The organism is Lentzea indica, from assembly GCF_012184385.1.
GTDB classification, from domain to species: domain Bacteria; phylum Actinomycetota; class Actinomycetes; order Mycobacteriales; family Pseudonocardiaceae; genus Lentzea; species Lentzea indica.
On record NZ_VSRL01000029.1, the window covers coordinates 37,812 to 59,085 of the forward strand.

Here is a 21,274-nt window from a genome sequence, read left to right on the forward strand (position 1 = left end):
CGGGATCGTTACGAAGATCGGCCGCTCGCCGTCTCACCCGAACGAGCTACAGCGACCCGCTACGGTGGGCCAGGTGACGACGTTCCCACGGGTGCCCGCGGACCTGTTCCGCTTCACCACGACCGAGCACGCGGAGCTGCACACAGCAGTGCTGCGCGCGTTCGGGGCGGCGAACGAGCGCCTGGAAACCACTCTCACACTTGACGACGTGCAGCAGCGGCTCAGGGACGTCGGCTGGTCCGAGCAGGTGACCGACGACGAGCTGACCGCGTCGACAGCTGCTCTCCGTCAGTGGGGCCTGATCGACGCGACGCAGCACCGGTACGGGCTCACCAAGCTGGGCGAGGCGGCACTCGCGGGCATCAAGCACGCGCTTGAGACTCTGACCAGCAGCGGCGCTCTGCAGACCGCCGTCCTCGATGCGATCGCGGACCGGCTCGACGAACTCTCCGAGACGGACGACCGCCGCACGTTCACCGCGCTGATGGAGCTCGAAGGCCATCTCGAAGCCCTCAAGACCAACACCACGCGGTTCAACGCGGACTTGCAGCGACTCCTGAGGGACGAGCAGGCCGACCTGGCGACGTTTCAGGACGTCAAGCGCACGACAATCACCTACCTGCGCGACTTCATCGGCGACCTCGACGCGCGCAAGCAGCAGATCCGCGAAAAGATCGACAGCATCGACCCCGTCAAGCTGCACGAACGCGCGCGCAACGGCGCCGACCTCTACCAGGACGAGAACTGGCTCGATCACCGCGTCCAAGCGTGGGACAACCTCAAGGCCTGGTTTCACAACGTCGACCAGCTGCAGGACGTTGCCAGGAAGGCGATCATCCAGCTGCTTCGTGTGCTCGACCGGATCAGCGAGCAACGCCGCAGGCCGACGAACACCGCGGCCGACTTCAAAGCGCTCGCCAGGTGGTTCGCCAGGACCGAGACCGAGGACGAGGCGCACGAGCTGTTCAACGCCGCGTTCGGGCTGTGGCCAGCGCGGCACGCTCACCTCGCGCACGCCGACGGTGAACTGATCCCGAGCGGCGAGCCTTGGCACAACACGCCGCCTGTGCCGGTGTCGCCGCAGCTGCGCAAAACCGGCAAGCAGGAGCACATCGGCAGCACCGGCAAGATCCGCAACGTCGACGAGGTGCGACGCAATCGCCGCGAACACGCAGAAAAGGAACGCGCAGAGCTCGAACATGCCTGGCGGCAGATCCAGACTGACGGGCCGATTCGGATCTCCACGCTCACCAAGCTGGATCACGACACGTTCCACCGGCTGATCGACCTGGTCGGCAGGGCGCTGGGCAGCGATCCGGACAGCACCGGCACGCGCACGGCCGGCACCAGCGACGGCCGGATGCAGATCAACCTGCGCAACGCTCGTGGCTGGGCGACCATCACCACCCAGAAGGGCACGTTGAGCGGGCCCGACTACGTGATCGACGTGCAGAGCCGATGAGCCGTACCGGAAACCAGCTCGCACGGCTGGAAAGTGAGGAGGTGGCGCGTGGTGTGCGGTTGTTGCTCGCCCGTCCGTTGCTCACGGCCGTCTACGACCACGACGGCTTCGACCTCATCAGAAGGCGTCGCGAACCGATCGTGAAGTGGTTCGACTACTACTGCGGCTGGCGTGTGCACGTCGAGCCACGCGCCGGATACGCGCGCCTCTTCAAGACGACGCAGCGACCTGACCGCACGCGGCCGCAGTTCGATCGGCGGCGCTACATGTTGCTGTGTCTCGTGTGCGCGGAACTGCTGGCCGCCCCCTCGACCACCCTCGACGCGCTGGCCACCCGCACGAAGCAGGCCGCTGCGGCAGACGATCTCCCGCCGTTTGACCCGAGCCGGCGCAGCGACCGGTCAGCGTTCGCGGACGTCCTCACCTTTCTCCAAGAACAAGGTGCTGTCGAAGGCGACGAACTGCAGATTCGCGCTGACCCGACGCTCATCACCCGGCTGCTGGCCGCGCCGGCGTCGCCGTCCACAGTGGACACGATCGAGGACCTCACTCGTGAGTCCCGGTACGAAAACGCGCACCGCAGTCTGTGGCAGCGGCATTCGGTGATGCGCAGGCTGGTCGATGATCCCGTGGTGTACCGGGACGAGCTGACCGCGAGCCAGCTCGCGTTCCTGACGTCTCCGAGTGGCCGCAAGATCGTCCAGACGGGCGTCGGGCTCGCCGGTTGCACGTTGGAGGAACGCGCCGAGGGTTTCCTCGTGGTCGACGCCGACGCGATCGCCACGGACACAAGGTTTCCGGACGACGACAGCAACGCGAAGGTCGCCGCGTTGTTGTTGCTCGACCGGTTGGCACGAGGTCCCGCACGGTTCGAGGACCTGGTCGAGGAAGCACGCGAGCTGCTCACGAGGTTCCGCAACTGGGCCAAGGCCTACCAGTCGGACGGTGGCGCGGGCAGGCTCGCGGCGGACGGGCTCGCGCTGCTCGAGGCGTTCGGGCTCGCGCGCACGGAGAACGGCACCGTTCGCAGGCTGCCCGCGGCTGCCAGGTACGCGGTGGAGGAGCTACATGACTGACCGGTGGCAACCCAGCCGCGCCGGGATCATCAACGTCTGGCGCTACTACGACGAGATCTTCTCGTTCCACCAGGGCAGACTGCTGCTCAGGGGCCCGAACGGCACGGGCAAGTCGAAGGCGCTCGAACTGCTGCTCCCGTACCTCTTCGACGCGAACCTGCGCCCGCACCGCCTGTCGACGTTCGGCAGCGCGGACCGCACGATGCACTGGAACCTCATGGGCGAGGGCAACCAGGGCAGCACGCGCGTCGGTTACGTGTGGCTGGAGTTTCAGCACGGCGAGCAGTGGTTCACCTGCGGTGCGCGGCTGCAGGCCACCACGAACACGTCCAACGTCACCGCCACTTACTTCACCACGTCGTTGCGGGTCGGCGACCTGGCGCTGGTGAACGAGGCCGGACGGCCGTTGACCAAGACCGATCTCGTTGCCGAGATTGGCGAATACGGCGTTGTGCACGCATCACCGGCCGACTATCGCCACACGGTGCGGACGACGTTGTTCCCCGGCGTGAGCGAGCAACGGTACGACTCGTTGATCACCGCGCTGCTGCAGCTGCGTACGCCGAAGCTGTCCGAGCGTCTCGATCCGAGCGTGCTGTCCTCGTTGCTGTCCAGGGCACTTCCGCCGCTGGACCAGTCCGATCTCACCGAGATCGCCGAGGGCTTCGAACGGCTCGACCGCCAGCGTGAGGAGCTGCGGCGGCTCGACGAGGAGATCGCCACCGCGGAACGGCTCGCGGACGTGCAACGCGCCTATGCGCAACGTGTGCTTGGTGCGGCGGCACACGCATTGCAGTCTTCTTCTGAGCAGCTTGAAGACCTGACGCGTGCCGCACGGATGAGCGAACGGCGTTACCAGCGGCAAGTCTCGTTGACCGACGAGGCCTTCGAGCAGCTCGCGGCGCTGGGGCGCGAGGCGAGCGCGGTCGACGCCGAGATCGCCGGGATCTCCGACCTGCCCGCCTACCAGGAGGGCAAGCAGCTCGACCTGTTGCGGCAGCAGCTTTCCGCCGCAAATCTCCGTGCCTCGGAGGCCGCCGCGCACGCGGCGAAACTCCGTGCACGCGCCGTTGCCGATGACGAACAGGCGTCGCAGGCCAAGGCCGATGCGGCAGCACTGGCCGACGCCGTGCGGCTTTCGGCCGCGGAAGCCCGCGAAGCCGCTGAGCTCGCCGGCATGCTGTCGGTGTTCGAGGAGATCGACGCCGGCACCGACGTGCGTGCGGGCCGTCAGCTGCTCACCGCCGCCGTAGACTCACGCTCCGCCGAGATCAGCTCGGTCATGCGTGCCGTTGCCACGCACGAGAGGGCCATCGACGCACGGGATGCCGCACGCCAGCGGCTGGAGGAAACCCGTGAGGAGCTCGACCTAGCCACGGACGCGGAAGTCTTGGCGCAGCAGGCGTTCGAGCAAGCGTTTGCGAAGTTCGGCGCCGACTTCGAAACGTGGGCGCGCGGCTGCTCCGAGCTGCGCGTTTCCGAACACGGCGAGGTCGCGGAAGCCGCCGCGCTCGCCCGTGAGGAATTCAGCCGCATCGAGGCACGGCTCCACGAAACGCACAGCGCGTTGAACGGACAACTCGCGCAGTACAACGCCATCCGCGAGAAGCTCGCCAATCAGGTCGACGTGCCGCCGCCCGCGCCGTACACGCGCAACGCCGAATACCGTTCGTCCGCCGTAGGTGCTCCTCTGTGGCGTTTGGTCGACTTCCGTCCCGGCACGCCACCGGCCGTGTGCGCCGCAGTCGAGGCGGCTTTGGAAGCGTCAGGCCTGCTGGACGCGTGGCTCACGCCGGGCAACTCGTTCGGCCTCTCCGACCAGGACCGCTTCGCCGAACCACTGCTCGCCACGCCCGCACCCGGCCGCACGCTGCTGGAAGTGCTCGTCACCGACGACGATCGCTGCCGCCGTTTCCTCGAAGGCATCGCGTTCGGCGAGACGGCCACCGGCCACACCGCCGCCGTCGGCGCGGACGGAACGTGGCGCCTGGCCAACGCCCACGGCCGCTGGACCAAGTCCTCCCCCGCCTACATCGGCGCGGATTCGCGGAAACGCGCACGCACGGGCCGAATCGCCGAGCTCACCGGCCTGATCGAACAGCTGGCCACCGAGCTGTCCGGTGTGGACGCGGCGCTGTCCCAGATCGCCGTGCGTCGCGCGACCCTGGCCGGCGAGCTGTCCCGGCAACCGTCGACCGATCCGATCGAGATCGCCGAGGACCAGCGCACGAAGGCCCAGTTGCGTTGCGCGGCAAGGAAAGACGCCGTGGCCGCCGCTACCCGGCGAGTGTCGGAGGCCGAGGCCGCCGTGGCCGAAACCCTCCGCGGCACCAACACCGACGTGCCTGATGCTGAGACGGTGTCGGCGTTGCGCACCGCGGGCCACCGCTGGCTGGACGACCGCCACGACGCCTTCGCGGCGGAAGCGGCCTCCCACGAGGCCCTGAGCCGAGCGTCTTTGAGCGGCTCGCTCGCTGACGAAGCCGAAGAAGCCGCCGCCGCCCGCCAGCAGGAAGCCGCCGACCTCGCCATCACCCTGGAGACCGTCGAGCGTTCCGCGGGTTCCGAGTTCCACGCCCTCGACCAGCAGCTGATCTCGTTGCGAACCAAGGCACTCGCTCTGGCCGAGCAACGCGAAACCCTGCAAGACAAGCAAACCTCGCTGGCGCGCACCCTCGGCACGTTGGAGGAGAAGCGCAAGGTAGACACCGCACGCGCTGCAGAAGCCACCATCGTTCGTGACGCAGCCGAAGCGCGCTACCGCCACCTCACCAGCGGCCACCTGCCTGCCGACGCCGGCGATGTGCCGGAGGGTGTCGTGGATCTGCGACTGATCCGCGACTCCGAGTCCCGGCTGGGCATGGCGGTGCACGAGGCCCAGCAACGACTGGCCGGCCGCATCGACCTGTCGCTCGACCCCGACGACGACGTCACCGTTCTGAGCGCAACCCTGGACGGCGCGCGCATGGGCGCCCACGCCCTGCTTCACACGTTGCAAGCCGAACGCGACCGCATGCGCACACACATCACCGACGCCGAACGCGATCTCTTCGACCAAACTCTCACCGGTGACACCCGAAGGCACATCGCCCAACGCATCCGGGGCGCCTCCGAACTCGTCGACACCATGAACCAACGCCTGGAGCGGGTCCAAACCGCATCCGGCATCCGCGTGCAACTCGACTGGCAGGTAGACCCCCAACTACCGCCCGGCACCCGAGAAGCACGCGACCTTCTGCTGCGCTCGGACCTGGACGCCGCGGAACGCTCGTTGCTGCACCAGTTCTTCCGCGAGCGCGTAGAAGAAGCACGCGCCCACGACACTGCAACGGGCTGGGAACAACAACTCGCCCAGGTGTTGGACTACACGACGTGGCACCAGTTCGTCGTGAAGGTGGATCGCGGCGACGGCTGGGTCCCGGTGACCAAACGCGTCCACGGCGCGTTGTCCGGCGGCGAGAAAGCCATCGTGCTGCACCTCCCGCTGTTCGCCGCGGCGGCCGCTCACTACCAGGCCACCCCTCATGCGCCCCGGTTGATCCTGCTGGACGAGGTGTTCGTGGGCGTCGACGCCACGAACCGCGGTCAGCTGCTGGAGTTGCTGGTCAACTTCGACCTGGACCTGGTGCTCACGTCGGATCACGAGTGGTGTGACTACCGGGAGCTGACCGGCATCGCGATCCATCAGCTCACCACCGGCACCGATGGCGACGATGCCGTCACGACGGTTCGCTTCACGTGGGACGGTCACAGCCTCAAGGCTGATGAGTGACTTCCGAGCATTGCCAGCAGTTCCCGCTGCTTGTCCGTCACGGTGAACGTCGGGTTGTGCCGCGGATAGATCTCCGCGGCCTCCCACAACTCGGCACGCACGCTGGACGCGGTGCCGACCTTGCGGCCACGTGAGCGAAGTTCGGTCGCAACGGCCGCCGCGTCGAACAGGTGGACGGCGTCGACGACCATCGGCCGCACCGTGCCACGTGAGCCGGCCGCGGGCGCCTTGGGCCCTGCCAGCACCAGGTAAAGGTCCGGCCCCTTCTCGCGCAGATCGAGCAACCCTTCCTGCTTCAGGTACCACCTGACGTTCACGGTCCGGCCGTCGGCGAACCTGCCGTCGACACCTTTGGTCGTGGCGTTTTCCTCCAACTCGATACCGAAGACTTGCGCGGCGATCCAGTCGCCGAGATGCCCGGTCAACGCCGGCCGTCCGATGCACGCCGACAGCGCGGCGTCGATGCGATTGCGTTCCTGAATGAGACCAGCCACCCGCTTCATCGCGTTCACACGAACCCACCCGCACGTCGCCGGCGCAACGCCGGGTGATCGGCCATCGCCTCCGTCATGGCCAGAAGCCATTGCGGCGGAAGCACATCCGGCGCCCCGAGCTCTTCCTTCAGGTACGCACGCCGTTCCAGCGCAACCGCGGTCTCCTGCCACCGCCGCACCGTCCACCGCACAAGGCGGCAAGCGAGCAACACTCCGGCCGCTGCCCCCGGTGCGAACGAGGGAGACCCGAAGCCCGCGTACCGATGCATCTCCTCTTCCGTCGCAGGCAACGCATCGGGGAGGTCGACCTGCCACTCCAACGGCACGATCGCAGGGTTTTCCGCGCGTCGCTCCGAGACCCGCTTCTCGCAAGCGGCTCGGATCTCACCGATCTCGGCCAACGCATCCGGAATCGTGATCCCCACCCAGCGCCTCGGCGAAGTGTCCGCGACCGCTTCGAACTTCCGCACGAGGTCGAACGACGGCGCCCAGCCGATCAGCAGCCGATCAGCGCACAGGTCGACCAAGCGGCGTGCCGCCGTGCTGTCGGTGAACGCCTCCTCCGCCGGCACGATCCACGCGCCGGTGTTCACTCCGTCGGCGTTCACATGCCACAACGCCACCACGTTCTCCTGCTCCGTGACGACGTGGTGCAAAACGAAGTGGCCGATCACCGCGCACCACCGGTCAGTTCACCGAGCAGCCCAGCGAACAGATCCTCGGAGACGATCGGGATTCCGTACGTGCGAGCCTTGTCCGCCTTGCCCGACATGGTGTCCGGGTCCGCCGCGATCACCATCGCCGTCCGCTTCGTGACTCCGCCCTTCACGGTGAGCCCGGCCGACGACGCCCGGCTCTCCCACACGTCCCGGGGCTCGCGCATCTCACCGGTGAAGACCACGAGATCGCCCAGCGAGAGCCGGACCGACCGCCGCAACACGTCGCCCGCGTCCACCCCGAGCAGCGACGCGACCAATCGGAGGTCGGCCTCCTCGTCGCCGGACACCACGCCGTCCTCCCAGGCTGCCTCGGCCAGGGCGGCAAGATAGCCGCGATGCAGCTCCATCACTTCCGGCAGGCCGAGGTCGAGCGCGCGAGCCACGTCGAGCAGCTCCTCCTGTTCCTCGACCGAAAGATGGCGATCGACCAACGCCCGGTCGAGCACGTCGAGGTACTCGTCGCCCCGCGGCGTTTCCACGCGAGGCAGCAGCCGCACGAGCTTCGCCAGGAAGTGCTGCTCAGGTCCGTGAGCAGCACTGCGTTGCACGGCGTACGCACTCACAGTTCGCGGCACTGTCAGCCGCACCGGCTCCACGTGCCCGATGTGCTCCAGGCACTGCACCAGCAGGCCCGCCGACGCACGCGCGTCGTGCAGTGCGGAGTGCGCGGTCCCCATCGGAACGCCTGCTACTTCGCAGCACGCGGCGAGCGAACGAGTTCTGGCTCCGAGGAAACGGCCGGCCAGCTCCATCGTGCACAGCCCAGCCGCGGTGAGTTCGTGCCCCAGCCGGGCGAACTCAGCCCGCAGGAAGCGCAGGTCGAACGACAGGTTGTGGGCGACGAGCACCCGGCCCGAGAGCCGCTCGGCGAGCTCGGCGGCGATACCGGCGAAGTCGGGCGCGCGACGAGCGTCCGAGGCGCTGATGCCGTGAACGTGCTGCGGACCGAGATCACGTCGCGGGTTGACCAGCGTGCACCACTCGTCGACCCTGCGGCCGGACTCGTCGACGTGGACGACAGCGACCTCGATGACTCGGTGATGATGACCGGGTGAGAGCCCGGTGGTCTCGACATCGACGACCGCGTACCCGTTGCCCATCCGGACCTCCTCGGCGACACGTATGCCGGGGCTGTCGTACGGACCCGTGCCTTCCGTTATCCGCGACGGCCGACGTCATCCATAAGAACTAATGCGAGTTCGCCGCGGGTCGCGATCCCGAGCTTCGCGTAGGCGTTGGACAGATGGTTGTCCACTGTCCGCACGGAGATCACCAGCGACGAGGCGATCTCCTTGTTCGTCAGCCCACGCGCGGCCAGCACGGCGATCTCCCGCTCGCGCCGAGTGAGCGGTGGAGCCGTCATCACCGCCATCGCGGGCGTGCGGGCTCCTTGGCACAACGGGAGAAGCCTGCCGAACATCGCCCGGTTCCCCGCCTCCGCGGCAGCTTCGGTCGCGTGCAGCATCAGTCCGGCTTTCTCGAAGCGGGAGGCGACCTCGGCGAGCGCTGCGGAGTCGTTGCGCACCAAGGCATCCGCATGTGCAAGGTAGATCGGGACGAGCAGGCCTGTGATCGTCTCCGCGAGCTCGCGGAGACGAGGGAGCGCTTGAGCAGCGTGCCCGAGCCGGACCGCCTCGTGCAGCAACATGGCCTCGACCGCGTACTCGTCGTGGTCACGGGCATCCGCGACCGCGTCGAACGGCGACGTGCCTCCCACCCAGATCCGGGCCTGCCACAACCCGCAGCGGTACGGCCTCTGCCCCTGCGGCACCAGCTTCTCCGCCTCGGCGAGCAGCTCGCGGCCGTCGTTGCCCAGCAACGCCTCCACGTGCGCGAGTTCGAACAGCCGCACGTACGGGCGGGCGGGGCGGGCTTCGCGTAGCAACCGGCGGGCGTCGGCGACCCTGCCGCACGTCCGGGCGAGCGATGCCCTGGACACGGCCCAGATGGACCTCATCGAGTCCCAGTCGACCAGCGCTCGATGTGCCTGCTCCGCAAGGCGTTCGGCGGCGGGCAGGTCGCCGTGCATCGCGAGGGTGAAGGCCTCGGCGGTCAGGTTCGTCTCGGCGCCCAGCGGTACACCGTCATGCGGTGGGACGACGGGGAACGGTCCGACGTACCGGCCCTGCACCACGTCGATCATCGCGAGGACCGCCGCCTCCGCCGGGTCGTCGTAGGTCAGCAACGACCGTGCCTCGTCGTACTTCCCGGCGTCGAACAGCAGGACGGCCCGCGCGGTGTCGATCTCGATCATGGCCGCGGCCTCTTCGCTGCGTCCGAGGCCCCAGCCGAGGTTCATGGCGCGGACGGAGCGCAGCTCGACCGAGTCATCGGTGGTGGCGATCATCGCGAAGATCTCTTCGGCCTCCTCCGCACGGTCGGTGAACACCAGGACCTGCGCCAACAGCCGTCCGGCCTCCACACCACCACCGACCGCCCATGCGGCCCGTGCGAGTCGTTCCGCCAGTACGACACCACGTTTCACACTCGCCAGATGCGCCGCCTTGAGCAGCAGTTCGGGGTCATCCGCCGTACCGCTGTCGAGCCGCAGGACTGCCACCCTCAGCGGGTCGTCGAGGACTGACGCGAGATAGCGCTGATGGTTGCGCTTGCGCAGAGGTGGGCACTGCGCGCGCAAGACCTCGCCGTAGAGCGGATGCGCCAGCCTCAGGCCTTCATCGGAGATGGTGACAAGACCGTCCAACGGTTCCAACGCGTCGACGAGATCGAACCCGAGCGGCTCGCCGAACGCGAGCAGCTCCAGCACCCGGCGCTGGTCGTCCGGCACGGCGGCGAGGTGCGCCTCGATCAGCTCGACCAGCCGCGGCGACAGCGGCACCGGGCCGTCCAACGACCAGACGCCGCCGTGCTCCACCCATCGCGCCGCGAAGTGCATCTCTCGCAGCAACAACATGTTGCCCGCGGACGCCGTCCACAGCCGTGCCGCCGAAGCGCTGTCGACCGGACCGCCCAGCACGGTCTCGACAACCTCGGTCACCTCGGACGGACCGAGCGGATCCAGTTCGATGCGCGGCAGCAGTTCGTCTTTCCACAACGCCACAACGGGATCCGGTGCACGTTCACCTGATCGCAGTGTCGCCACCACCACGGCCTCGCGGTGCTGCACAAGGAGGTGCAACAGGCCTGCGGAGGCGTCATCGAGCAGATGGATGTCGTCGACCACGAGCACCTTGTCGCGCAACGCCGCACGTGCGGCGGTCAACATCGCCAACGGTGAGGAGTCCACCGACGGCAAGAAGGGAGCCATCACGCCGAGCGGAATCTCCGACATAGCCGCCGTGGCACGCAAACGGACGTCGCACGCCACCTCGTCCAACAGCCGTGTCTTGCCCACGCCGGCAGACCCGGCCACGATCAGTCCGGCACCGCGCAACGCCCGCCGGACCGCGGCGAGCTCGGCGTCCCTCCCCACGAACGGCCACCCCACGCAGCCAGGCTAGGTGATCCGCGCCGCGAAGGTGGGTGATCGCCTACTCATCCCCCTGAACAGCGCAAACACCACCATGAGGGCATGAGCTTCTTCGCGGACCCGACACCGTACTTCGACAAGTGGCGCGAGCAGGGCCCCGCGCTGATCGAGACCCCGGACGGCCAGAGGTCGTGGATGATCAGCCGCTACGACGACGTCGTGCAGGCCCTCAGTCACCCCGGACTCAGCAGCGCCGTCATCCCCGGCGGCATGCTGAACCACACCGACCCGCCTGAGCACACACGCCTGCGCAAGCCGATCGCCAAAGCGTTCTCCACACGGCGCATGGAGGCGCTGCGGCCGCGCATCGAGCGCATTGCCAACGACCTGCTCGACGCGTGGGAGACCGAGGACGAGGTGGACGTGATCACCACGTTCGCCCATCCGCTGCCGATCACGGTCATCTGTGAACTGCTCGGTGTGCCCGAAAGGGACAGGGACGAGGTCCGCACCCTCACCGCCGAGCTGCTCGCCCCGGAGACCATGGCCGAGGCCTTCGGCCGGTTCGCCCTGTACGCGCAGCGCCTCGTGGACACCAAGGAGCCCGGTGACGACGCCATCACCGAGCTCCGCGACGAACCGAACCTCGTGCAAACCCTTGTGCTGCTCATCACAGCAGGACACGAGACGACAGTGCAGCTCATCGGCAACGGTCTGCTCGCGCTGCTGCGCGATCCCGCCATGAAGCGGAAGTTGATCGACGACCCGATCCTGATTCCGGACGCCGTCGAGGAGCTCCTGCGCTACGACGGGCCGTTCGCCACGGGGCTGACTCGCGTCGCGATCTCCGACGTGGAGATCGGAGGGGTCACGATTCCGCGATCTTCCCAGGTCACCGTCTCACTCGGGGCAGCCAACCGGGATCCTTCCCGGTTTCCGGACCCTGACGTGTTGCAGCTGGGTCGAGACCCGCACGTCGTGTTCGGGCACGGGATCCACTACTGCGTGGGAGCGCGGCTGGCTCGCATTGAGGGCGAGATCGCGTTCGGAACGCTCCTTCGGCGTTTCCCGGAACTCGCGCTCGCCGCTGAGCCCGAGTGGCGGGAGACATTCATCCGAGGCTTGGCGTCATTTCGCGTGCGGCCGAAGCCCTGACGGCGGCTCGGGCTGCCGACAGGTCGTCGACGGCGTAAATCTCCGGACAGGAGGCGATGACGAGATCCTTGTCTGACGCGACAGTCAACAAAGAAACTTTCTCAGTCAACGACTTGGCTTGCCGGACAACTCCCTTGGCATCGACGCGGATCAACGTGACCCACGTCTCTGACCAGGGAAAGTCCGCGACGGCGCTGGATTTACGCAGGCCTTCCACATCGAACTCGGCAAATCTGGGCATGCCACCAAGATAACGAGTGAAGGTTGCGGAAAGCCAAAGATCACCCTTTCACCGCAATGCCGCCAGCAGATGAGACAGGTTGACACCAACGGCGTCCGCCAACCGGCGGACGACTTCTGGAGCGGGTGCCAGCGGGTGTGTCTCACGAGTGAACGGCAGGCCTTCACCGCCTGAAAACTTCGATTGCGGGGTAACTGGCGCGAGGATCGGGTAGACGCGCCAGCGCGGCACCTTCGAGTCCGCCATGGCAAGCGTGTTCTCGTGCCACAACATCACGGCGGAACTCCGCACGTTCCGCGCGAGGACACATCCGTAGCCCGTCAGGGTGATCGCGCGAGCGGCCGCCCGCACGGGGTTCCGGAAGTCGCCGTCCACCACCCACACGCCGTTGATGACCTCCGCCGACAGGCCCTCCACCTCCAGCGCGGCGAGCGTCTCCGCGTGCTGGTCGTCAGCAGCGGCCGTGGCCAGTTCGACGACCTCCTGGACCTCTGAGGCCGTCACAACGCGCGCACCGGCCTCCGTGGAGGCGTGCAGGAGCCGTTCGACGTAACGGTCCTCCGCGTAGGCGGCCCACTCCTGCGCCTTCTCCCACGCCGACCGCGCGATGACGTCGGCCTCGGAACCGCCGCGCAGACGTGCGTCCTGCAGCAGCTGCGCGAGCACCACGGCGATGACAGAGCTCAACAGGGCGTCATCGCGTGACTCGTCGTCCTCGGGCACGAGCGTGACGACCAGGTCGCGCAGCTCCGTGCGCCAGCTCTCGTCGCCCGCCCACACGCCGATGGCGAGCAGGTTCAGGTAGTGGTCCGCGATGGCCATCCGCACGAGCAACGGCTGAGTGCCCGCCTCCCGCGCGTCACGGCGGGCGGTCGCCTTCACCTGCTGCCGTTCCGCGGGATCCACCACGCTCACGCGGATCTTGTCGAGTTCGTCGAGGAAGTCGTCCCACCGGTTCTCCGAGAACCGGGCGAAGACGTCGTCCACCTCATACCTCCAGCTCACAGTCGAGCGACGGACTCGAGTACTCGTCTGGTGCGCGCCACTTCGTGCGCGCGGAAGACCGCGGCGCCCGCCAACGCCGCGATCGCGGTCGCGACGAGGGTGCCCTCGACGCGCTCGTGCAGTTCCACGCCGAGGGTCTCCCCGACGAAGTCCTTGTTGGACAACGCCATCAGCACCGGCCACCCGGTCGCCACCAGCTCGTCCGTGTGTCGCACCAGCGCAAGGCTGTGCCATGTGTTCTTGCCGAAGTCGTGTGTGGGGTCGATCAGCACGCTTTTGCGCGGCACACCGAGCGCGACCACCTTCTCCGCGTGCGCGGTCGTCTCCGCGATGACGTCCGACACGAGGTCCGGGTAGCTCACCCTATGCGGACGCGTGCGGGGCTTCACACCGCCCGTGTGCGAACAGACGTAGCCGGCTCCGTACTCCGCGGCGACCTCGGCCAGTTGCGGGTCCGCACCCGCCCACGTGTCGTTGAGCAGGTCGGCACCGGCCTCGCAGGCGAGCCTGCCGACGTCCGCGCGCCACGTGTCGCTGCTGATGATGAGGTCCGGGTATGCGTCGCGCACACGTGCGATGAACGGCACAACGCGGCGCACTTCTTCGCCGGAGTCGACGAGGTCGCCGGGGCCCGCCTTCACACCGCCGATGTCGACGATGTCCGCGCCCTCGTCGACAACGCGGTGCACGGCCTCCATCGCGACGTCCTCGGCGTAGGTGGCGCCCTTGTCGTAGAACGAGTCCGGAGTGCGGTTGATGATCGCCATCACCAGTGCGCGGTCACGGACGACGGTCCGGCCTCGGAACTGGAGCTCGATCACAACCTGTGTCTACCAGGTGGTCCCCGACCTTGGCACATGGCGGACGTCTCATACTGCCCAGCGTGGAACTGGTGAAAGCGGTCGACGGACTCTGGCAGCGCGGCTGGCTGCCGTACGACCTTCGCGAGATCGTGTCGCGTTCGCTCGACGAGTCGGCCACCTCTCTCGTGGTGGATGTGATCGCTTTGTCCTGTTCGCCTCATGTCGAGGCGACCGTGCACCCGCGTTGGCAGCGTCAGCTCGACGAGATCGGCGCCTCCGTGTGGTGGGAAGGGCCGTTGCTGGAGGCGTGGGCGTCACGCCACATCGAGACGTTGTCCTACGCGTCTCGTACGGCCTCCGCGTTGTTGGCGTTCCTCGGGCGGTTGCCTGCGTTGCCTCGCATCCTGCCGTTGCCGGGTGACGCGTTGATGTCGGCCGTGCGCGCGGGTGCGGACCCGAAGGTGCTCAACCGGGTGCGCGGACTGCTCGCGAAGGCCGAGTCGACGTCGTTCCCCGAAGAGGCGGAGGCGTTGTCGGCCAAGGCTCAGGAGCTGATGAACCGGCACGCGCTCGAGCGGGCGATGCTCGACGCGGACCTGCCTGCGTTGGCGATGTCACGGCGGATGTGGCTGGACAAGAGCTACTTCAAGGAGAAGTCGCAGCTCGTGCACGTGGTGGCGTCCGCGTTCCGGTCGCGTGCGGTCGCCTATGACGGGTTCGGGTTCGTCGCACTGGTGGGCGACGAGGTGGACCTGGAGAGCGTGGAGCTGTTGTCGACGTCGTTGCTGGTGCAGGCGACGCGGGCGATGGTCGCGGCGGGCGGGCGGGCGGAGAAGGGCAGTGAGGCGCGCTCGCGGCCGTTCCGGAAGTCGTTCCTCGTGGCCTTCGCGTCGCGGATCGGTGAGCGGCTGACCGACGCGCCGGACGTCTCCGATGAGCGGTTGCTGCCGGTGCTGGCGGATCGCAAGCAGGCGGTGGACACGTTGTTCGAGGAGATGTTCACGCAGACGCGCACCTCGCGCGTGACGGTGCGGTCGGCGGCCGGATGGGGTGCGGGCCGCCGGGCCGCGGACGTCGCCGACATCGGTACCGGCCGGAACAGCGTGACTTCGGGTTAGGCTGACGCCGCCGCCCCGCGACCTAGGGTGGTGCACGTCCATGTTCGGGAAGTCTCTCGCCGTTGCCGCTGTGCTCGTGGTGGGCCTGTCGTCCTCGGCTTCGGCGTCGTTCTCGCTGCTCAGACCGCTGACGCGGGGCAACGGCGACTCCACGACTCCGGTGATCAGCGCTGACGGGCGTCATGTCGCGTTTCCCTCTCTCGCGTCGAACCTCGTGCACGGAGACCGCAACGACGTCTCCGACGTGTTCGTGAAGGATCTGCGCACCGGTGTCGTGCGTTCCGCGTCGCGTGGTGGTGACGGGCCTTCGTTCGACCCGCCGGCGTTGAGCGCGGACGGGCGGTTCGTGGCGTTCGTGTCGTCGGCCTCGAACCTGGTCGCCGGTGACACCAACGGCGTTGACGACGTGTTCGTGGCGGACATGCGCACCGGACGCGTTGAGCGCGTGAGCGGTGGCAACGGCCCGGCGTTCGGCAGCCCGGCCATCAGCGCTGACGGGCGTTATGTGGCGTTTCGGTCCGAGGCGTCGACGTTGGTGGAGGGCGACACCAACGGTGTGACGGACGTCTTCCTGACGGATCGGTCGACGGGGAAGGTGACACGGATCAGCACGTCGGCGTCCGGTGCGGAAGGCGACAAGCTGGTGCACCACGGCCTCGCGATGAGTGCTGACGGACGGCTCGTCGTTTTCCCTTCCGCCGCAACGAACTTGGTGCCGGGTGACACGAACGGCAGCGTGGACATGTTCGTGAAGGACGTCGTTTCCGGTGTGGTGGAACGGGTCAACGTGTCGGCTTCTGGTGAGCAGACTTCGTCCTACACGCTGATGCCCGCTATCACGCCCGATGGTTCACGCGTGTTGTTTGTGGCGTGGGGCGACACGTTGGTGCCCGGTGACACCGAGGACACGCCGGACATCTTCATGAAGGACTTGCGCACCAAGGCGATCACGCGCGTGAACACGCGTCCTGATGGGACGGTGTCGGACGCTCAGCCGTACCAGCCGTCGGTGAGCGCGAACGGCCGCTTCGTCGTGTTCTCGTCGCTGGCGTCGAACCTGGTGCGGCGCGACACCAACAACGTGGACGACGTGTTCGTGAAGGACATGGTCTCCGGTTCTTTGACACGCCTGAGCGAGCGATTCGGCAGGCAGGGCAACAACTTCTCAGTGGCGCCTTCGATCAGCGCGGACGGCCGAGCGGTGGTTTTCGCGACGCTCGCGACGAACCTCTCGCCCGCAGACCCCACCCCTTCGAGTGAACTCCTCCTTCACAACCGCATCTGAAGGCCCCAACCCGGAAAAAGAGTCAGACCCCCTCCCTAACGTCGACCCCATGACATCCACCTTCCACAACGAGATCAAGCTCGGCGAGGTCAACTACCGGCTGAGCGCGACGACGGACTCGGACGAGTCCCTGGTGCTGGACCTGCTGGGGTCGCTCGACTCGGGAGAGGTGATCGCGGACGGCCGCCTTCGGCTTCCTGTCGAGGGCGGCGCCACGATCGGCAAACTCCTGTCGCGCGTCCTGGGCGCCCACACGCGACTGCGCCTGCGCCCGTCCCGCCACCGCAACGCCAACCAGCCCTGGACCGAATCGCTCGACACCGAACTGCGCACCGCCTGGCTCACCCCGACCGCCGACCCGGCACCCACCCTGATCCGGACCATCGCCGACGACATGGAGCGTTCCCCCACCGCCATCCGAGCCCGCCTGCCCAGGGTGGGCTGCGATCCGGACGTTCCTGGCCGCGAACTCTCGCCGGCGGCTGCCGTGCTGCTCGGGGGAAAGTCAGGGACCACTCAGGGCAAAACCTGATTCGCCGGCCTCCCTCCCGGCGGACCCTGGAGTAGCAAGCACCAGAGTCTCAGGGGGTAACAGTGGAAATCGGCGGCTTGTTCACCGCGCTGCTCTTCGGAGCCATCATCGGCGGTCTGGGCCGTCTGGTGGTCCCGGGCAGGCAGCACGTCTCACTGCTGGCGACCATCCTCGTCGGCATCGTCGCCGCCCTGCTGGGCACCGCGGCGGCCACCGTCCTGGGCGTGGCCAACACGCCGGGCATCGACTGGATCGAGCTGGCCCTTCAGGTGGGTCTCGCCGGCGCCGGCGTGACCGTCCTCGCCAACCGCTCCAGGCCCAAACTCCCCCGCTGACCCCGAACCGGGCACGGGCGGCACCTGCCACCCGTCACCCGTCCACCAGGCCGCGGACCCGAGCCCGCTGTGCCCTCCGCCGCTCAACGCGCGTCCGGACCGCACCGCAACCAACGGGTCCACGGCCCTTCGCACCCATGCCGCCCGGATCGCAGCACTGCCAACGGGTCCCCGTGCCGACGACGCTGTGATCACCTGCCCGACGAAGCCGGCGAAGTCCGGTGTCACCATGGGGCATGACCAAACCCCGCCATGCCGTCCTGGAGGGAACCCGGATCCCCCGCCTCCAGAACCCGGACGACAGCCGGATCGAGGCAGCCGTCCGCACCTTGGCCCGCGAGAGTGTTGTGGTGCTGTCCGAAACCAACGACGACAACACGTACATCCAGGTGTGGCAACGCCCGGACGGCCTCTACCAGCTGGAGCACCGTGCCGGCTCACCCCTCGAACACTTCCAGACGGTCACGGTGTCAGCGGACAAGGTCCATGCGGCGTTCACCGCGTGGCTGGACAACGACGAAGGCTGGGCCGACCCGTTCACCTGGAAGCCGATCAGCGAGCTGTTCTAGTCGGCAGGCTTCAGCGACAGGTAGGCAGGGCGCAGCAGCTCGACGAGGTTCTCGCCGCGCACGGTGATGGGCACGGCGTCGAGCTGGTCGAGCACCGCGTCCGGGCGCACCTCCGCCGTGGGGTCGCCGAGGTTGAGGCTGGTCGCGGTCTGCTTCTGCCAGAACGTGTCCAGGCACTTCGTCAGCGGCGGCGCCTCTTCCCTTGCCACCACGGTACGGGTGGTGCCGCGCAGCATGCGGAGGCGTTCGAGCAGGTCCTCACGGCTGCGGCCGCGCCAGGCGAGGATCTCGAACGGGTCGTTGTCGAACGACTCGGCGAGCAGGTAACAGGTGGCGGCGAGGTGTTTGCAGGGGACTTCCCAGTCCGGGCACGTGCAGTCCATCGTCAGCTCGCGCTGGGTGGCGGGGAAGAGCTGCAGGCCCAGACCGGCGAACAGGGTCTCGATGTCGCTGGGCATCTCGCCGGCCAGCAGCTTGGCCGCGTACAGGGCCTTCCCTGCCAGGGCGTGTTCGATGCGCTGCCATTCCGGGTTGGTGAAGGACTTGATGGCGATGCGCGTCTTGTACGGCGTGGGGCGCGAGCCCTGCACCAGAGCGATGACCATGCTCGTCGACAACGACAACGAAAGGACCTGCCCTTGGCGGGCGTACGTGCGGCCGCGAGTCAGGCGGCCGCCCATGCCGAACGACTCGAGCACCTCGATGAAGCGGCGCGACCACCAGGTGGCGCCGATGTCGCCTCGCTTGCTCTTGGCCTTGAGGCCGTTGTCCACCTTGATGGTCTTGCCGTAGCGGGGACGTTCGCCGGACCAGTGCTCACTCACCGATGGCCTCCCCCGACAGGGCCACCAGGTCGCGCAGCTGGGCGGTGGACAGCTCGGTGAGCCAGTTCTCGCCCGCGCCCACCACGAGCTGCGCCAGCGCGCGCTTTTCCTCGATCATGGTGTCGATGCGTTCCTCGAGCGTGCCGATGCAGACGAACTTGCGCACCTGCACGTTGCGGCGCTGGCCGATGCGGAACGCGCGGTCGGTCGCCTGGTCCTCGACCGCGGGGTTCCACCAGCGGTCGAGGTGGATCACGTGGTTGGCGGCGGTGAGGTTGAGGCCGGTGCCGCCTGCCTTGAGCGACAACAGGAAGAGCGACGGGCCGTTGCGGTCCTGGAAGCGCTCGACCATGCGGTCGCGGGCGGCCTTGTTCGTGCCGCCGTGCAGGAACATGACCTCGGTGTCGAAGCGGGCGGCCAGGTAGGGCACGAGCATGCTGCCGAACTCGGTGAACTGCGTGAAGCACAACGCTTTGTCGCCCTCGGCGAGCACTTCTTCGAGGACTTCCTCGAGGCGCGCGAGCTTGCCGGAGCGGCCGGCGACCCGGGAACCGTCGCTGAGGAAGTGCGCCGGGTGGTTGCAGACCTGCTTGAGCTTGGACATGGTCGCGAGCACCAGGCCCTTGCGCGCGATGCCTTCCGACTCGTCGATCTTCTCCAGCATGTCGTTCACGACGGCCTGGTAGAGCGAGGCCTGCTCGGTGGTGAGGTTGCACAGCTGGCGCATCTCGACCTTGTCCGGCAGGTCGCTGATGATGCGCGGGTCGGTCTTCACACGGCGTAGCACGAACGGGTTCGTGATCTTGCGCAGACGGGCGGCGGCGTCCTGGTCGTTGTGGCGCTCCACGGGGACGGCGAAGCGGGCGCGGAACGTGTTGATCGTGCCCAGCACGCCGGGGTTGGCGAAGTCCATGATCGACCACAGCTCGGCCAGGCGGTTCTCGACAGGGGTACCGGTCAGCGCGACGCGGTGGCGTGCCTTGAGGCGGCGCACGGCCTGGGACTGGCGGGTCGCGCTGTTCTTGATGTTCTGCGCCTCGTCGAGGACCACGCGGTCCCAGCTGAGGTCGCTCATAGCGTCGGCGTCGCGGGCGGCCAGCGCGTAGGTGGTGAGCACGAGGTCGTGGCTCTCGACGGCCTCGCGCAAGGCGTCGCCGTCCAGGCGGTCCGCGCCGTGGTGCACGTGCACCGAGAGCTCCGGGGTGAACCGGGCCGCCTCGCGCTGCCAGTTGCCGACCACCGACATCGGGCAGATCAGCAACGTCGGAGGCCGCTTGCCGTGAGCGCGGTTCAGCGCTTCGAGTGCCAGCAGCTGAACGGTCTTGCCGAGGCCCATGTCGTCGGCCAGGCACGCGCCGAGGCCGATCTTGTCCAGGAACACGAGCCACGCCAGGCCGCGCTGCTGGTACGGGCGCAGCTGGGCGCCGAAGTTCGCCGGCGGCTCAACGGGTTCGAGTTGCTCGTCGGCCTTGCCGGACAACAGGTCGCCGAGCCAGCCGTCCGCCTCGACGGAGGTCAGCGGAAGTGGCAGGCTCTCGTCCTCCTCGGTGAGTCCACTGTGGAGCAATACCTCGACCGCGGTCATCTGGCCGCCGCCGCCGCGTTTGAGGAACGCGAGACCCGCGGCGAGGCGCTTCTGGTCAACCTGCACCCATTGGCCGCGCACCTTCACCAGCGGCACCTTCGCCCTGGCCAGCTCGGCGAGCTCGGCGTCGGTGAGCGCGTCCTCGCCGAGGGCCAGCTCCCACTTGTAGTCCACAATGGACTTCAGGCCGATCTCGCTCTCCTTGGCGACGGTTCCCGCTGTACCGCGGCTCTTCGTGGTGAGCTTCAGGCCCAGCCTCGTCGTCTGTTGCCACCACGACGGCAGCAGCACGCCGAACCCGGCCTGCGCCAGCACGGGTGCCGCCGTGAGGAACCGGTACGCGCCCTCCGCGTCGACCTCCATCTCGGCCGGGTGCGCATCGCGCAACGCCTCGTCGAGGTCGGGGTGCAGCCTGCTCGCTCGCCCGAGGTCGGTCAGAAGGTGCTCCTGCGGCGCCGGGATCCAGCGCCGCAGCACGCTGTCGTCCGCGAACCACACCTGGTGCGCGGGCACCAGGACGCTCGGCTCGTCGACGGCCTGCAGCAGGAACTCGACGGCCCACTCGTCCCCGTCGCGCTGCTCGGGTGAGCGCAGCCGGAAGCACGTGCGCACCGGGCTCTCGTTGCCCGCGCTGTCCCGCCACCGGTCCAGTTGCTCGCGCAGTTCATAGAGCTCGACCGGGTCCGCGTCGAACACGGGCTCTCCGGTGAGCGCGGCGAGCCACGCCTCCGCGGTCGTCTCGCGGCCACGTCGTTGCGGCGCCAGGCCCACGCCGTCCAGCCGGTTCCGCACCTGCTCGCTCGACCACCGCTGGTGAGCGCAGCGCGCACCAGCTCGGCCGGGTCGCTGACGATCTCCTCGCACCGGCA

General features: G+C 68.1%; 18 protein-coding genes. 9 read left to right on the forward strand and 9 right to left on the reverse strand.

Translation table 11 applies throughout. The features are described 5' to 3' along the window. The first annotated feature begins 73 nt into the window (after window positions 1-73). From FXN61_RS11025 to FXN61_RS11035, 3 genes are read left to right on the forward strand one after another with little or no spacing between them, the layout of a single operon-like run. Entirely contained in the window at window positions 74-1,462 is a 1,389-nt protein-coding gene (locus tag FXN61_RS11025; protein ID WP_312877645.1) for a TIGR02677 family protein, read from the forward strand. Continuing rightward, entirely contained in the window at window positions 1,459-2,538 is a 1,080-nt protein-coding gene (locus FXN61_RS11030; RefSeq protein WP_167972868.1) for a TIGR02678 family protein, read from the forward strand. The genes FXN61_RS11025 and FXN61_RS11030 overlap by 4 nt, the downstream gene beginning before the upstream one ends. Then, complete coding sequence (locus FXN61_RS11035) at window positions 2,531-6,310, forward strand: TIGR02680 family protein (RefSeq protein ID WP_167972870.1); 3,780 nt, start codon at window positions 2,531-2,533, stop codon at window positions 6,308-6,310. The genes FXN61_RS11030 and FXN61_RS11035 overlap by 8 nt, the downstream gene beginning before the upstream one ends. Here the strand turns inward: FXN61_RS11035 and FXN61_RS11040 are convergent. The 4 genes from FXN61_RS11040 to FXN61_RS55225 are packed head-to-tail and all read right to left on the reverse strand — an operon-like array spanning window position 6,286 to window position 10,971. Then, on the reverse strand, window positions 6,286-6,804 hold the full coding sequence (locus tag FXN61_RS11040; protein WP_223165395.1) for a DUF6998 domain-containing protein: 519 nt from the start codon (window positions 6,802-6,804) through the stop codon (window positions 6,286-6,288). The genes FXN61_RS11035 and FXN61_RS11040 overlap by 25 nt on opposite strands. Before the next feature lie 14 nt (window positions 6,805-6,818). After that, window positions 6,819-7,478, reverse strand: a complete 660-nt coding sequence (locus FXN61_RS11045) for a DUF6218 family protein (protein ID WP_167972874.1) — start codon at window positions 7,476-7,478, stop codon at window positions 6,819-6,821. Beyond that, window positions 7,475-8,623 (reverse strand): exonuclease domain-containing protein, encoded by a 1,149-nt coding sequence (locus tag FXN61_RS11050; protein WP_167972876.1) that lies wholly within the window; start codon window positions 8,621-8,623, stop codon window positions 7,475-7,477. The genes FXN61_RS11045 and FXN61_RS11050 overlap by 4 nt, the downstream gene beginning before the upstream one ends. 56 nt (window positions 8,624-8,679) lie before the next feature. Beyond that, window positions 8,680-10,971, reverse strand: coding sequence for a LuxR C-terminal-related transcriptional regulator (locus FXN61_RS55225; RefSeq protein ID WP_312877646.1), 2,292 nt, complete (start codon window positions 10,969-10,971; stop codon window positions 8,680-8,682). An 84-nt stretch (window positions 10,972-11,055) separates the two neighbouring features. Between FXN61_RS55225 and FXN61_RS11060 the strand changes: the two genes are divergently transcribed. Then, entirely contained in the window at window positions 11,056-12,108 is a 1,053-nt protein-coding gene (locus FXN61_RS11060; RefSeq protein WP_167972878.1) for a cytochrome P450 family protein, read from the forward strand. Here the strand turns inward: FXN61_RS11060 and FXN61_RS11065 are convergent. The 3 genes from FXN61_RS11065 to folP are packed head-to-tail and all read right to left on the reverse strand — an operon-like array spanning window position 12,065 to window position 14,175. Then, entirely contained in the window at window positions 12,065-12,349 is a 285-nt protein-coding gene (locus FXN61_RS11065; RefSeq protein ID WP_089959768.1) for a hypothetical protein, read from the reverse strand. The genes FXN61_RS11060 and FXN61_RS11065 overlap by 44 nt on opposite strands. 48 nt (window positions 12,350-12,397) lie before the next feature. Further along, window positions 12,398-13,336, reverse strand: coding sequence for a hypothetical protein (locus tag FXN61_RS11070; RefSeq protein WP_167972879.1), 939 nt, complete (start codon window positions 13,334-13,336; stop codon window positions 12,398-12,400). 14 nt (window positions 13,337-13,350) lie between these two features. Beyond that, window positions 13,351-14,175 carry a dihydropteroate synthase gene (gene folP, locus FXN61_RS11075; RefSeq protein ID WP_167972881.1) on the reverse strand — a complete coding sequence of 275 codons (825 nt, stop codon included), beginning with the start codon at window positions 14,173-14,175 and terminating at the stop codon, window positions 13,351-13,353. A gap of 62 nt (window positions 14,176-14,237) precedes the next feature. On the opposite strand from folP, the gene FXN61_RS11080 reads away from it, so the two are divergent. The 5 genes from FXN61_RS11080 (at window position 14,238) to FXN61_RS11100 (ending at window position 17,996) form a co-directional block, all read left to right on the forward strand. Then, window positions 14,238-15,275 (forward strand): DUF2786 domain-containing protein, encoded by a 1,038-nt coding sequence (locus FXN61_RS11080; RefSeq protein WP_167972882.1) that lies wholly within the window; start codon window positions 14,238-14,240, stop codon window positions 15,273-15,275. Between the two features lie 40 nt (window positions 15,276-15,315). Then, window positions 15,316-16,560, forward strand: coding sequence for a TolB family protein (locus tag FXN61_RS11085; RefSeq protein ID WP_167972884.1), 1,245 nt, complete (start codon window positions 15,316-15,318; stop codon window positions 16,558-16,560). 49 nt (window positions 16,561-16,609) lie between these two features. Next, window positions 16,610-17,092 carry a hypothetical protein gene (locus tag FXN61_RS11090; RefSeq protein WP_167972885.1) on the forward strand — a complete coding sequence of 161 codons (483 nt, stop codon included), beginning with the start codon at window positions 16,610-16,612 and terminating at the stop codon, window positions 17,090-17,092. A 62-nt stretch (window positions 17,093-17,154) separates the two neighbouring features. After that, window positions 17,155-17,427, forward strand: coding sequence for a GlsB/YeaQ/YmgE family stress response membrane protein (locus FXN61_RS11095; protein WP_167972887.1), 273 nt, complete (start codon window positions 17,155-17,157; stop codon window positions 17,425-17,427). Window positions 17,428-17,663: 236 nt separating this feature from the next. After that, complete coding sequence (locus tag FXN61_RS11100; RefSeq protein WP_167972888.1) at window positions 17,664-17,996, forward strand: hypothetical protein; 333 nt, start codon at window positions 17,664-17,666, stop codon at window positions 17,994-17,996. Here the strand turns inward: FXN61_RS11100 and FXN61_RS55230 are convergent. Both FXN61_RS55230 and FXN61_RS11110 read right to left on the reverse strand, forming a co-directional pair. Continuing rightward, on the reverse strand, window positions 17,993-18,820 hold the full coding sequence (locus FXN61_RS55230; protein WP_167972890.1) for an SWIM zinc finger family protein: 828 nt from the start codon (window positions 18,818-18,820) through the stop codon (window positions 17,993-17,995). The genes FXN61_RS11100 and FXN61_RS55230 overlap by 4 nt on opposite strands. Then, window positions 18,813-21,274: DEAD/DEAH box helicase (locus tag FXN61_RS11110; protein ID WP_167972892.1), on the reverse strand; the 2,462-nt coding region annotated here is incomplete at its 5' end. The genes FXN61_RS55230 and FXN61_RS11110, both read right to left, overlap by 8 nt.

Coding starts and splice junctions, on each gene's coding strand:
- FXN61_RS11030 (WP_167972868.1), top strand. CDS start 1,459: ATGAGCCGTACCGGAAACCAGCTCGCACGGCTGGAAAGTGAGGAGGTG.
- FXN61_RS11035 (WP_167972870.1), top strand. CDS start 2,531: ATGACTGACCGGTGGCAACCCAGCCGCGCCGGGATCATCAACGTCTGG.
- FXN61_RS11050 (WP_167972876.1), bottom strand. CDS start 8,623: ATGGGCAACGGGTACGCGGTCGTCGATGTCGAGACCACCGGGCTCTCA.
- FXN61_RS11060 (WP_167972878.1), top strand. CDS start 11,056: ATGAGCTTCTTCGCGGACCCGACACCGTACTTCGACAAGTGGCGCGAG.
- FXN61_RS11065 (WP_089959768.1), bottom strand. CDS start 12,349: ATGCCCAGATTTGCCGAGTTCGATGTGGAAGGCCTGCGTAAATCCAGC.
- FXN61_RS11085 (WP_167972884.1), top strand. CDS start 15,316: ATGTTCGGGAAGTCTCTCGCCGTTGCCGCTGTGCTCGTGGTGGGCCTG.
- FXN61_RS11090 (WP_167972885.1), top strand. CDS start 16,610: ATGACATCCACCTTCCACAACGAGATCAAGCTCGGCGAGGTCAACTAC.
- FXN61_RS11100 (WP_167972888.1), top strand. CDS start 17,664: ATGACCAAACCCCGCCATGCCGTCCTGGAGGGAACCCGGATCCCCCGC.